Origin of the sequence: Pelomonas margarita, assembly GCF_043555875.1 — a bacterium.
Lineage (GTDB): Bacteria > Pseudomonadota > Gammaproteobacteria > Burkholderiales > Burkholderiaceae_C > Pelomonas > Pelomonas margarita.
The window spans coordinates 343470-355056 of record NZ_JBIGHW010000001.1; the positions used below are offsets into that span (position 1 = coordinate 343470).

Here is an 11587-nt window from a genome sequence, read left to right on the forward strand (position 1 = left end):
ACGCTTCCTTGATGTGCGAGCGTCAGGCGCTCAGTGGCGCACCTGCAGGCGGCCGGCCTCGCGCTGCAGCGCGACGATGGCGGAGCCGTTGGCCAGGCTGAGGTCGGCGGCCTCCAGGATGCCGGTCACGCGCTCGGATTCGGCCAGCGTCGGCAGGTGCATGCCCGCGCTGGCGCCGCCGCCGGCCAGGGCCAGCTCCACGAAGGCGCGCACGCTCTGGTAGCCGTACTTGGTTTCCAAGTTCCAGCCGCCCGTGAGCGCGCGCGACAGGTTGAAGAAATGCGGGTTGGGCGCCTGCATGCCCGGGCCGGCCAGCACGCGGCGGGTGCCGCGGTAGCGCTGGTCGGAGAACACATGGCCGTTCTCGGTCAGCAGGTGCATTTCCTGGTAGGTCATGGACTCAGTCTGCGACGGGTCGGCCCAGCCGGCCACGTGGTAGCTGACGAACTCGTGGCCGTCGGTCGCGCGCCAGCGGATCTGGGTCTGGATGGTGTCGGCCACCTCCAGCCCGTGGTGCTCGCGGATGAAGCCGAACTGCTGCGTAGCGCGCACGTCCAGCGGCTCGGCTCCAGTCAGGAAACCGGTCATGTGGATGTAGTGCGAGCCCAGGTAATGGTTGATGTTGCAGCGCGGGTTGCGCTGCAGCCAACGGCCGTAGATCTCGATCATGTCGCGGCGCTGGCTCATCAGCGACGACACATGGTGGACGCGGCCGTAGAGGCCCTGGCGCAGGTCATCCAGCAGCAGCAGGTTGGCCTCGTCGTAGACCTTGTGATAGTCCACCATCGCGAGCAGATCGTCGGGCAGGTGGTCCAGCACGCGGTGCAGGTCTGCCAGCCGGGTGACGGCGGGCTTGACGATGAGGAAGGGGATGTTGCGCGCGGCGCAGGCCAGCATGACCTCCGCGTGCAGCTCGTCGGGCACGGCGATGACGGCCGCGCAGGGGCGTGGCATCTCGTCCAGCGCGCGCAGGTAGGCGCCGCTGTCCATCTGGCCCGGGCCGGGGTAGGCCTCAAAGCTGGCGTCGATGCCCGGGTCGGTGCCCCAGTGCGCGATGCGTTCGCGTATGGTCTGCAGCTTGTCGCCGTTCTGGCCGCACAGCGCGATGCGCCCCACCCAGCCGCGCTCGCGCAGGTGCAGGGCGCTGGGCAGCAGCACGCCGAAGTCCTTGTCGGTGGCCTTGCGGCCGGATAGCGTGGTCTGGCCGGTCATGTAGTGGCCGCTGCCGATCAACACGAGGTTGAGTGGCTGGCCATCGTGTTCGATGCGTTTCATGCGGTCTCCAGCACCACGTCGATGGCGGCGATCGCGGCCTCGGCGCGCGCGATGGCTTCCTCGCGCGTGGCGGCCGTGCAGATCACCTGCGCGTGGCGCTGTGCGTGGTTTTGCGCCTTGTGCAGGCGGGTGCCCGGGGTGGGAAAGAAGGTGTTGAACATCTGCACGCCGGGCATGGCGCGCACGGCGTCGAAGTTGCCCGCGGCGCGGAACACCGCGTCGCCCTGCGGGATCCAGTAGCGCTGCGCGCAGCCCAGCTGCTGGCGGGGCGTCAGCGCGTCGATGTCGGGCGCGTCGCCCACGGCCATCTGCAGCAGCGGCTTGATGGCGTTGACGCCGGTCGCGGCCGGGATGCTGCCGGCGCCGAACCAGCCGCCGGACGTGCGGCAGGCCATCTCGATGACATGCGGCCGGCCCTCGTGCAGGATGAGGTCGCCCTTGGCGGCCCCGAAGTCGATGTCCAGCGCGGCGATGGTGCGCTCAACCAGCGCCAGCACGGCGTCCTGGTCGGCCTGCGGCAGGCGGCTCGGGAAGTTGATGCCGTTTTCGATGAAGTAGGGCGCGTAGAAGTCCTCGCGCTCGTAGTTGCGGTCGGCGAACGCGAAGGTGTGGATGCGCCCGCCGTGCACCACCGACTCGGTGGAGATCTGCGGGCCGCGCAGCACGCGCTCCACCAGCACCTCGGGGTTGCCGGTGTAGCGCATCGCGTCGTCGTAAGCCGGCAGCAGCTGGGCCTCGGTGTCGACGCGGCACACGCCGCGCGAGCCGGCGTTGTCCACCGGCTTGAGCACCAGCGGGAAGCCGAACTCGCGCGCCAACCGTTGCAGTTCGCCCGCCGACCTCACGGCCGCAAAACCGGCCACCGGGATGCCGGCGCGCTGCAGCGCGGCGATGCGCGCATGCTTGTCGGTGCAGCGGTGCGCCGTCTCGGGGGCCAGCCCCGGCAGGCCCAGCTCGCGGGCCACGGCGGCCACCACCTCGGGGATCTCAACCGCATGGCAGAACACGCCGTCAATGCGTTCAGCGCGCGCGATGGGCAGCAGCGCCGCGACATCCCGGATGTCGCAGACCCTGCTCACGTCGGCCAGTGCCAGCCCGGGGGCTGAGGCTGCGCCATCGCAGGCGACGGTGCGGTAGCCCAGCGCGCGGGCTTGCTCGATGGCGAGGGCCTGTTCCTGGCCGGCGCCGAGCAGAAGAATCGTCTTCACGTTGAGGGGTGTTCCTGAGGTTGGGGCGTCTCGGCCGGCGGGCGCATTCTCTGGCACTTCTTGCGGGCAAACAGGACGACCTCGCGCCCGATGCCGCAGTCGGCGAAAGCCTTGTACAGGCGGGCCTTGAGCTCGCCCGCGCCGCCGCCCAGCAGCGCCTGCTCCAGCTGCTTGCGCTGGCCATGCACCTGGCGGCCCAGCGTGTCGTTGCCGATGTAGTTCTGGCCCATCAGCAGGAACAGGTCGATGGGAAAGGTGGACTCGACATGCAGCACCTCGAAGCCGCAGCGCGCGACGAGCGCTGACAGCGAGGCGTGGTCGAAGTAGTTCAGGTGATGCGGCGGGGCGACCCACCAGGGCTTGAAGCCCTGCTGTTCGCGCAGCAGCTGTTGCACCGGGTTGAAGTCGTTTGGCACGACCGTGCACAGCACGCCGTCCTCATCCAGCAGGCGGTGCGCCAGGCTCAGCATGCCGGCCGGGTCGGGCAGATGTTCCAGCACCTCGCCGAGGTTCAGCGCGTCGTAGCGGCCCATCCCGCCCACGCTGTTCTCGTCCAGGAAGCCCTCCTGCACGTCCAGGCCGAGGCTGTCGCGGCTGTGTGCGGCGGCCTGTGCCGAGGGCTCGATGCCGCGTACCTGCCAGCCGCGCTCGCGGCCGTTGAGCAGGAACAGGCCCGGGCCCGAGCCCACGTCCAGCAGGCGGCGCCGCGTGCCGGGGAGCCAGCCTTCCAGGCGCTGGTAGCGCTCGGCATAGACGGCGTCCCACCAGGGCTTGTCCTGCAGGTAGTGCTCGATGTAGGCGGGCTTCTCCTGCGTGTAGTAGTCGTGGGCGTAGACCTCGCGCAGCTGCTCCGGCGTGGGCAGGGGCAGCACGTGCTTGAAGCCGCAGCAGGCGCAGTCCACGACGCTGAAGTCGCCGACGGCCTCGTGCACCGGGCCGGCGTGCACGCGGCCGGCAGCGTCCTGCCAGGACTGCTGTACGGCTTGAGGGCTGTGCGCGTTCATGGCGTCACTCCTTGGTCAGGCGCTGGAAGCCGGCGTGGTGCGGCGGCGTCTCCAGCAGGGCGTCGGCGGGCAGCGCGGCCAGCCGTGCGAACACCTCGTCGCAGGCCTGGGCGTAGGCGCTCATCTCAGTGTCGCCGTGGGCCAGCGAGGCCTTGAACTGCCGGAAGCCCAGGAAGCCGCGCTGCAGCATCTCGATGGTGAAGCGGGTGTTCAGTGCCACGGCCTGCGGATGCTGGAAGCCGAAGGCCGCCAGCGTGGGCAGGCCGGACACGTTGATGGCCAGGCCCGCCTTGGCGGCGGCGGTGGCCCAGATGGCCTTGGTCTGGTTGCCCAGAGCGATGAGTCGCTCTTCAGCGCGTTCGCGCTGGTACTTGCGCAGCGTCGCCAGCGCGGCCGTGGGGCCGACGCGGTCGGTCCAGTTGGTGCTGGAGATGAAGGTGGTCTGCGCGGCCTGCATGACGCGCTCCGTGCCCAGCACGGCGGCCATCGCGTAGCCGTTGGCCATGGACTTGGCGAACACCGCGATGTCGGGGTTGATGCCATAGCGGCGGTGGATGCCGCCGGCGCACATGCGGTAGCCGCTGGTGATCTCGTCGAACACGAGCACGGCACCGATTTCGTCCGCGATCTCGCGCAACTTGCGCAGGTACTCGCCCGGCGCCTCCTCGCCGCGCGCGGGCTCGATGACGATCGCGGCGATCTGCTTTTCCTTGCCTTTGATCGTGTCGCGCAGCGAAGCGATGTCGTTGAAGTGGAAGGGGATGGCCGTCCCGGCCAGGCCGCGCGGCACACCGTTGGGCTGCAGGCCAGGCATCAGCTGACCGTCCAGGCCGTCGGTCTCGCCGAGGTTTGCAGCCAGGTACCAGTCGTTCCAGCCGTGGTAGCCGCTGAACAGCACGATGTCGCGCCGGGTCTGCGCGCGCGCGATGCGCACGGCCATGCTCATGGCCTCGCCGCCGCTGCGCGCGTAGCGCACCATGCCGGCCCAGGGATGCAGCTCGATCAGCGCCTCGGCCAGTTCCACTTCCTCGGGGCAGTTCAGTGAGCTGTTGACGCCGCTGCGGATGGCGGCCACGACGGCATCGTCCACCTCGTCGTCGGCATAGCCCAGGATGCAGGCGCCGACGGCCATGATGGACATGTCGATGAACTCGCGGCCGTCCAGGTCCCACACGCGGCAGCCCTTGGCCTTGCTGTAGTAGGACGGCCAGACGTCCGGTGCGAACATCTCGGGCCGCTTGGACAGCAACTGCGTGCCGCCGGGGATCAGTTCCTTGGCATGGCGGTACAGCGCCGCACCGCGGCCGTTCTTCAGGTCGTCAAGGCTGTACATGGTCTTGTTGCTTGTCGGCTTGCAGGGATTTCAGGTAGCCCGCGTTGCGGGTGATGTCGGCGTTCAGGCTCATCAGGGCGGGCTCGCGTGCCAGCAGGGCCAGCACGTCGGCCGCGCCGAAGGGCGGGGCGCCGTCGCGGTACAGGCGCGAGAACACGGCCTGCAGGAATTCGTAGTCGCGTGGCTCGTCCAGCGTCCAGCGGTGGTGGGCCAGGCCGGTGAACTTGCGCACGGCGCCGTTCTTGAACCACTCCGGGTGTTGCTCGATGTAGGGCCCCACATGCTCGCGCTCGGACGGGAGCCGCGCCTCCCGGTGGGCGCGGGCGATGGCCTTGGCCGCGAACACGGTGCAGTCCAGCCCGTCGGGGAACTCGCCGGCCAGGCCGCAGAAGTCGTAGCCGCCGGTGATGAAGGCGTCCACCACCTCGTCGACGATGGCCGGATCCAGCGCCGGGCAGTCGGCGGTGATGCGCACGATGGCGTCGGCCTGGTGGGCCTGGGCGGCCTGGTGGTAGCGATCCAGCACGTCGTTCAGGCTGCCGCGCCAGCAGGCCACGCCGGCTGCTTCGCACCAGGCCTGGATGGCGTCGTCGCTGGCGTCGGTGGACGTGGCCACGACGACCGCGTTCACGCGGCGGGCATGCCGAACCCGCTCCACCACGTGGGCCAGCACGGCCCGGCCGGCCAGCGGCATCAGTACCTTGCCGGGCAAGCGCGTGGAACTCATGCGGGCCTGAATGATGGCAACGACGTTCATGGCGGACACACAGTGGCGGGAAGGCCAGTATGTCCGCCCTCGCCGGGGAAGGCGCCGGGATTTGACGGCGAAAGCGCGCCGTTTTGTTGCGATGCAGCGCCCGGCGCGCCGGGCTGCTCAGCCCGCTGGCCAGCGCCGCGGGTCCCAGGCGTCGGGCTCTGGGCTGGCCACTTCGGGCCAGTACAGCGGCCGGCTGCGGGCCCAGGCGCCGGCAATTTCCTGGAATTGGGCGACGGTCTCTACGCCGACGACGCAGGCCGCCACGCCGGGTAGGCCTTGCGCCACACCGAGTGCCGCCTCCACCGGCGCGAGGCCGGCGGCATCGCAGTGCTGGCGCCAGCGTGCCAGCGCGGCCGCAGCGGCCGGCACGCGCCGGGCGCCGCGCTCGGGCGCCAGCAGCAGGCCCTGAAGGAAGGCTGAGCGCAGGTGCAGCTCGATGCCGCTGAAGTCATGGCCGCTGGTCAGGCGCTGGTCTAGTGCGTTGCCGGGCAACTGGGCCAGCTCGAGGTCCAGGCGTCGGCGTAGCCGCTGTAGTTCCTCGGGCGCGTAGCCGGACACGCCCAGCTTCAGCGGTCGCCCGGCCTGGCGCAGCGCCGCGCGGGCCGTGGCCCATAGCGCATCGCCGCCCTCGGCTTCCAGGTCCGCCACGCTGTGGAAGAGCAGGCCATCCAGCCTGTCACCCAGGCGGGCGATGGAGCGCTGCACGCTGGCCTGCACCGCATCCGCGCGCTCGGCGGCCGCGATGGCACCCAGCGGTGCGATCTTGCTGATGATGCGAAACGGGTGCGGCCCGCACAGCGCGGCCAGGCGCGCCTCGATATCGCCATAGGCGGCGGCCGTGTCCAGGCAGCGCACGCCGGCCTGCCAGGCGGCATCCAGGATGGCGGCGGCCGTGTCGGGCGCCACCATGTGGCCGCTGCCCACGGCGCCATAGGCCAGGCCGAACTGGACGGTGCCGAGCGCGAGCTGCATGTCAGCAGGCCAGCAGCTCGCGCAGTGCGGCCACGACGCGGTCCTGGTCGGCGTCGGTCATGGCCGGGAACAGCGGCAGCGAGATGGTGCGGGCGTAGTAGTCCTCTGCCCGGGGGTAGTCGCCCCGCTTGAAGCCCAGAGCCTGGTAATAGGGCTGGGTGTGGATGGGGATGTAGTGCACCTGCACGCCGATGCCGCGCGCGCGCAGGCCTTCGAACACGGCCTGGCGGCGTGTTGCGTCGTGTAGCTCGACGGCGTAGAGATGCCAAGCTGATTGCGCGCCGTCGCGCCGGGGCGGCAGGGTCAGTGGCAGCTCGCGCAGGATGCGGTCGTAGCGCTGAGCCAGCGCCTCGCGGCGGGCCTGCATGTCGGGCAGGCGGCGCAGCTGCGAGCGGCCGAGCGCGGCCTGCAGCTCTGTCATGCGGTAGTTGTAGCCAAGCGTCTGCTGCTCGTAGCTCCACGGGCCGTCTGCCTGGGCGAGCATCTGGGCGGGGTCGCGCACCATGCCATGTGAGCGCAGCCTGTCCATCGTGCGGGCCAGCGCCGCGTCGCGGGTGCAGACCATGCCGCCCTCGGCCGTGGTCACCACCTTGACGGCGTGGAAGCTGAACACGCTGATGTCGGCCCAGTCGGAAGCCATGGGCTTGCCGTCCAGCGTGGCGCCGGTGGCATGGGAGCCGTCCTGCAGCAGATGGAAGCCGTAGCGATCTGCCAGCGCACGCAGCGCCGGCCAGTCGCAGGGCAGGCCGGCGAAGTCGACCGGGATGAGGACCTGCGGCAGCGTGCCTGTGGCTGCGGCGGCTTCCAGCTTGGCGGCCAGCCCGGCCGTGCTGATCTGGCGCGTGGCGGGGTCGATGTCGACGAAGTCCACCTCGGCGCCACAGTAGCGAGCGCAGTTGGCGGAGGCGAGGAAGCTGTTGGTGCAGGTCCAGACCCGGCTGCCAGCGCTCACGCCCAGCGCCAGGCAAGCGATGTGCAGCGCCTGCGTCGCATTGCCGACCGCCAGCGCATGGGGTACCTGATGGACAGCGGCGAATTCGGCCTCGAAGGCCGGCAACTGCTGGCCCTGGGTCAGGAAGTCCGAGCGCAGCACGGCAGTGACGGCCGCGATGTCGTCGTCATCGATGTGCTGGCGGCTGTAGGGGAGGGGGAGCAGGCTCATGTCAGAGGCGCGCTTCCGGCATGTGCGTGCGGATCAGCTCGCGCAGCTGCTCCACGCTCAGGAAGTCGCTGTTGCTGCCGCTGTCGTAGGCGAAGCCGGCGGGCACGCGGCTGGCGCGGGTGGTGCGGCAGTAGTCGTCGATGTCACTACCGGCCGGCAGGATGGCGTAGTAGTCGCCCAGGTCCACGGTCTGGTAGCTGTCGCCGGCGGTGATCATTTCCTCGTGAATCTTCTCGCCGGGTCGTACGCCGACGATCTCCTGGCGGCACTCCGGCCCCACGGCCTGCGCGACGTCGGTGATGCGGTAGGACGGGATCTTGGGCACGAAGATCTCGCCGCCCTGCGCGTGCTGCAGTGCCCACAGCACCATCTCCACGCCGTCCTGCAGCGAGATGTTGAAGCGGGTCATCTGCGGGTCGGTGATGGGCAGCACGCCGCTGCCGCGCTTGTCCAGGAAGAAAGGGATGACCGAGCCGCGGCTGCCCATCACATTGCCGTAACGCACCACCGAGTAGCGGGTCTGGCGCGAGCCGCGGATGTTGTTTGCCGCGATGAACAGCTTGTCCGAGCACAGCTTGGTGGCGCCGTACAGGTTGATGGGCGCGGCGGCCTTGTCGGTGGACAGCGCCACGACGCGCTCCACCTCGTTGTCCATGCATCCCTCGATGAGGTTCTGCGCTCCAAGGATGTTGGTCTTGATGCACTCGAAGGGGTTGTACTCGGCGGCCGGTACCTGCTTGAGCGCGGCGGCGTGGATGACGATGTCCACGCCTTCCAGCGCGCGACGCACGCGCGGCGCGTCGCGCACATCGCCGAGGAAGTAGCGGATGGCAGGGTAGGCGCGCTCGCCGAAGCGCTGCGACATCTCGAACTGCTTGAGCTCGTCGCGCGAGAACACCACGACACGGCGCACGTCCGGGTAGCGCTGGAACACCGTGTCGACGAAGGCCTTGCCGAACGAGCCTGTGGCGCCGGTGATGAGGATGGACTTGCCGTTGAGCATGGTGACGGGCCTGACGAGGTTGCGTGGCGGAACCGGGCGGTCCGGCGACGAAAGGGCGAGAGCTTGCAACAGCCACTGTCCCAGGACTTGAGGGTACAAATCCGGTGAAAAGCGGCCGGCGGACGATGCATTTTGCGGCCGCCGCGAACCATTGCGGATGCAAGGCATGACCAGCCAGGTGAAGCCCGGCGATCTCCGCGCTTGTGCGGGCGCCGTGACCTGTTAGCGTGCCGGTATGACGACTGATGCTCCCTTCATCCACGCCCAGGCCCTGGTGGAGAGCCCGCACATCGGCGTGGGCAGCCGCGTCTGGGCGTTCGCCCACATCCTGCCCGGCGCCCGCATCGGGCGCGACGCCAACATCTGCGACCACGTCTTCATCGAGAACGCGGTGCAGCTCGGCGACCGGGTGACGGTCAAGTGCGGCGTGCAGCTGTGGGACGGCGTGCAGGTGGACGATGACGTCTTCATCGGCCCCAACGTCACCTTCTCCAACGACCCCTTCCCGCGCAGCAAGCAGCGCCCCGAGCAGCCGCTGCGGACCTGGGTGCGCAAGGGCGCGAGCATCGGCGCCAACGCCACCATCCGGCCCGGGCTGACCATAGGCGCGGGCGCCATGGTGCAGGACGGCGCCGTCGTCACCCGCGATGTGCCGCCGCATGCCATCGTGGCCGGCAATCCGGCGCATGTGGTGGGCTATGTGGACACCGGCACACGGCCGGCCGAGCCGGCCCGGCGCGTGAACGCCGATGACCTGACGCTGCAGGTGCCCGGCGCTGCGCTGGTGAAGCTGCCCAAGGTCATCGATATGCGCGGCTCGCTGACCGTGGGCCAGGTGGACGCGCAGCTGCCCTTCGTGCCGCAGCGCTTCTTCCTCGTCTACGACGTGCCCAGCCGCGAGGTGCGGGGCGAGCATGCGCACAAGGCCTGCCACCAGTTCCTGGTCTGTGTGAAGGGCAGCCTCAGCGTGGTGCTGGACGACGGCGAGCACCGCGACGAGGTGCTGCTGGACAGCCCGCTGCTGGGCTTGCACATCCCGCCCATGGTCTGGGGCATCCAGTACCGCTTCAGTGCCGATGCGGTGCTGCTGGTGCTGGCCTCCGACCCCTACGACCCGGCCGACTACCTTCGCAGCTATGACGACTACCTCGCCGCCGTCGCCACGCACCGCCATGGTTGACGCACCCATCCCCTTCCTGGACCTGCAGCCGGTCTACCGCGCGGCCCAAGGCGCCATCGATGCGGCGCTGCTGCGCGTGGCCGGCAGTGGCTGGTTCCTGCTGGGCGAGGAGCTGAAGGCTTTCGAGCGCGCTTATGCCGCGAGCGTCGGCACGGCTGATTGCGCGGGTGTGGCCAACGGGCTGGATGCGCTGGCGCTGGCGCTGGAGGCGCTGGGCGTGGGGCCGGGCGACGAGGTCATCGTGCCGTCCAACACCTACATCGCGACCTGGCTGGCCGTCAGCCAGTGCGGCGCGACGCCGGTGCCAGTGGAGCCCGATCCGCTCACCTACAACCTCGACCCGGCGCGCCTCGCCGCCGCCATCACGCCGCGCACCAAGGCCTTGCTGCCGGTGCACCTGTACGGCCTGCCGGCCGACATGGATGCCATCAACGCGGTCGCGGCGCGGCACGGCCTGAAGGTGCTGGACGACTGCGCCCAGGCGCACGCGGCCGTCTACCAGGGCCGCCCGGTGGGCAGCCTGGCGGACCTGTCGGCCTGGAGCTTCTACCCCGGCAAGAACCTGGGCGCGATGGGCGACGGCGGCGGCATCACTGGCGATGACGCGGCGCTGATGGCGCAGGTGCGTGTGCTGCGCAACTACGGTTCCCAGGTGAAGTATCACAACGAGGTCAAGGGCCGGAATTCGCGGCTGGACGAGATCCAGGCCGCCGTGCTGGCGGCTAAGCTGCCGCTGCTGCAGGCCCAGACCGAGGAGCGCCGCCGGCTGGCCGCGATGCTGCTGGACGGCCTGCACGGCGCGCCGCTACAGCTGCCCGTGGTGCCCAAGGGGCTGGTGCCGGCCTGGCATCTTTTCGTCGTGCAACACGAGGCGCGTGACCGGCTGCAGGCCGGACTGGCGAAGCAGAACATCGGCTCCCTGATTCACTACCCGATCCCGCCGCACCGCCAGCCGGCCTACGCGGAGCTGGGCTACGGTGACGGTGATTTCCCGATCAGCGAGGCCATGCACCGCCGCGTGCTGAGCCTGCCGCTGTGGCCGGGCATGACGGACGAGCAGGTGGCACGGGTGATCCGTGCGGTGCGCGCGGCCGCGTAGGGCGGGTCGCGACCCGCCATCAGCCGGCGTGAGGCTGGCAACACGGCGGGGCGCGACGACCCGACCTACCGCTGCGGCGGCACCGGCCCGCGGGAGCGGGCCGGGTTGCCCACCCACAGCTCGCCGGCGGGCACGTCCCTGGTGACCACGCTGCCGGCGCCAATCAGCGCGCCGGTGCCGATGCGCACGCCGCCCAGGATGGTGGCATTCGCGCCGATGGATGCGCCGCGCTCGATAACCGTCTGCTGAAACGCGGCCGGGCGCTGGCGCGAGCGCGGCACGCGGTCGTTCGTGAAGGTGGCGTTGGGGCCGATGAACACATCGTCCTCGACGCGCAGGCCGTCCCACAGCTGCACGCCGGATTTCAGTGTCACACGGTCGCCCACCACGACATCGTTCTCCACCAGCACCTGGGCGTTGATGTTGCAGTCGGCGCCGATGCGGGCGCCGGGCAGGATGACGCAGAACTGCCAGACGCGGGTGCGCGGCCCGAGATGCGGGCTTTGCACGTCGGCGAGCGGGTGTATCTGGGGGGCGTCGTGATGTTCGGTCATGGGATGCAGGGGCCGTGCTGGCCCGGATCATCGGGCAGCT

Annotated in this window: 11 protein-coding genes; 2 read left to right on the forward strand and 9 right to left on the reverse strand. The window is 70.0% G+C overall.

Annotated features, from left to right (window positions below; translation table 11 throughout):
- Positions 1-30: 30 nt before the first annotated feature.
- The 8 genes from ACG0Z3_RS01610 to pseB form a co-directional block, all read right to left on the reverse strand.
- A complete protein-coding gene (locus tag ACG0Z3_RS01610) occupies positions 31-1275 on the reverse strand; it encodes a Gfo/Idh/MocA family oxidoreductase (protein WP_394394710.1) in 1245 nt (414 codons plus the stop codon).
- Positions 1272-2483 (reverse strand): ATP-grasp domain-containing protein, encoded by a 1212-nt coding sequence (locus ACG0Z3_RS01615; protein WP_394394711.1) that lies wholly within the window; start codon positions 2481-2483, stop codon positions 1272-1274. The genes ACG0Z3_RS01610 and ACG0Z3_RS01615 overlap by 4 nt, the downstream gene beginning before the upstream one ends.
- The gene (locus tag ACG0Z3_RS01620; protein WP_394394712.1) at positions 2480-3487 is read right to left on the reverse strand and encodes a class I SAM-dependent methyltransferase; all 1008 of its coding nucleotides are present in this window, start codon (positions 3485-3487) and stop codon (positions 2480-2482) included. The genes ACG0Z3_RS01615 and ACG0Z3_RS01620 overlap by 4 nt, the downstream gene beginning before the upstream one ends.
- A gap of 4 nt (positions 3488-3491) precedes the next feature.
- On the reverse strand, positions 3492-4820 hold the full coding sequence (locus tag ACG0Z3_RS01625) for an aminotransferase class III-fold pyridoxal phosphate-dependent enzyme (RefSeq protein ID WP_394394714.1): 1329 nt from the start codon (positions 4818-4820) through the stop codon (positions 3492-3494).
- Entirely contained in the window at positions 4807-5577 is a 771-nt protein-coding gene (locus ACG0Z3_RS01630) for a cytidylyltransferase domain-containing protein (RefSeq protein ID WP_394394716.1), read from the reverse strand. Before ACG0Z3_RS01630 ends, ACG0Z3_RS01625 begins: the two co-directional genes overlap by 14 nt.
- Before the next feature lie 117 nt (positions 5578-5694).
- Positions 5695-6549: an aldo/keto reductase gene (locus tag ACG0Z3_RS01635; RefSeq protein WP_394394718.1), complete on the reverse strand. Its 855-nt coding sequence runs from the start codon at positions 6547-6549 to the stop codon at positions 5695-5697.
- A 1-nt stretch (position 6550) separates the two neighbouring features.
- The gene (pseC, locus tag ACG0Z3_RS01640; protein ID WP_394394720.1) at positions 6551-7711 is read right to left on the reverse strand and encodes a UDP-4-amino-4,6-dideoxy-N-acetyl-beta-L-altrosamine transaminase; all 1161 of its coding nucleotides are present in this window, start codon (positions 7709-7711) and stop codon (positions 6551-6553) included.
- Between the two features lies 1 nt (position 7712).
- Positions 7713-8714 (reverse strand): UDP-N-acetylglucosamine 4,6-dehydratase (inverting), encoded by a 1002-nt coding sequence (gene pseB / locus ACG0Z3_RS01645; RefSeq protein WP_394394722.1) that lies wholly within the window; start codon positions 8712-8714, stop codon positions 7713-7715.
- A 235-nt stretch (positions 8715-8949) separates the two neighbouring features.
- Here pseB and ACG0Z3_RS01650 point away from each other — a divergent pair, with 235 nt between their 5' ends.
- Together ACG0Z3_RS01650 and ACG0Z3_RS01655 are read left to right on the forward strand one after the other, a co-directional pair.
- Complete coding sequence (locus tag ACG0Z3_RS01650; RefSeq protein WP_394394724.1) at positions 8950-9894, forward strand: WxcM-like domain-containing protein; 945 nt, start codon at positions 8950-8952, stop codon at positions 9892-9894.
- Positions 9887-10993 (forward strand): DegT/DnrJ/EryC1/StrS family aminotransferase, encoded by a 1107-nt coding sequence (locus ACG0Z3_RS01655; protein WP_394394726.1) that lies wholly within the window; start codon positions 9887-9889, stop codon positions 10991-10993. Before ACG0Z3_RS01650 ends, ACG0Z3_RS01655 begins: the two co-directional genes overlap by 8 nt.
- Positions 10994-11058: 65 nt before the next feature.
- On the opposite strand, the gene ACG0Z3_RS01660 is transcribed toward ACG0Z3_RS01655, so the two are convergent.
- Positions 11059-11547 (reverse strand): acyltransferase, encoded by a 489-nt coding sequence (locus ACG0Z3_RS01660; RefSeq protein WP_394394728.1) that lies wholly within the window; start codon positions 11545-11547, stop codon positions 11059-11061.
- Positions 11548-11587 lie beyond the last annotated feature (40 nt).

Bases quoted from the DNA above. Each gene is read 5' to 3' on its own strand.
- ACG0Z3_RS01625 (WP_394394714.1), bottom strand. From the start codon at position 4,820: ATGTACAGCCTTGACGACCTGAAGAACGGCCGCGGTGCGGCGCTGTAC.
- ACG0Z3_RS01650 (WP_394394724.1), top strand. From the start codon at position 8,950: ATGACGACTGATGCTCCCTTCATCCACGCCCAGGCCCTGGTGGAGAGC.
- ACG0Z3_RS01610 (WP_394394710.1), bottom strand. From the start codon at position 1,275: ATGAAACGCATCGAACACGATGGCCAGCCACTCAACCTCGTGTTGATC.
- pseB (WP_394394722.1), bottom strand. From the start codon at position 8,714: ATGCTCAACGGCAAGTCCATCCTCATCACCGGCGCCACAGGCTCGTTC.
- ACG0Z3_RS01635 (WP_394394718.1), bottom strand. From the start codon at position 6,549: ATGCAGCTCGCGCTCGGCACCGTCCAGTTCGGCCTGGCCTATGGCGCC.
- ACG0Z3_RS01660 (WP_394394728.1), bottom strand. From the start codon at position 11,547: ATGACCGAACATCACGACGCCCCCCAGATACACCCGCTCGCCGACGTG.
- ACG0Z3_RS01630 (WP_394394716.1), bottom strand. From the start codon at position 5,577: ATGAACGTCGTTGCCATCATTCAGGCCCGCATGAGTTCCACGCGCTTG.
- pseC (WP_394394720.1), bottom strand. From the start codon at position 7,711: ATGAGCCTGCTCCCCCTCCCCTACAGCCGCCAGCACATCGATGACGAC.
- ACG0Z3_RS01655 (WP_394394726.1), top strand. From the start codon at position 9,887: ATGGTTGACGCACCCATCCCCTTCCTGGACCTGCAGCCGGTCTACCGC.
- ACG0Z3_RS01620 (WP_394394712.1), bottom strand. From the start codon at position 3,487: ATGAACGCGCACAGCCCTCAAGCCGTACAGCAGTCCTGGCAGGACGCT.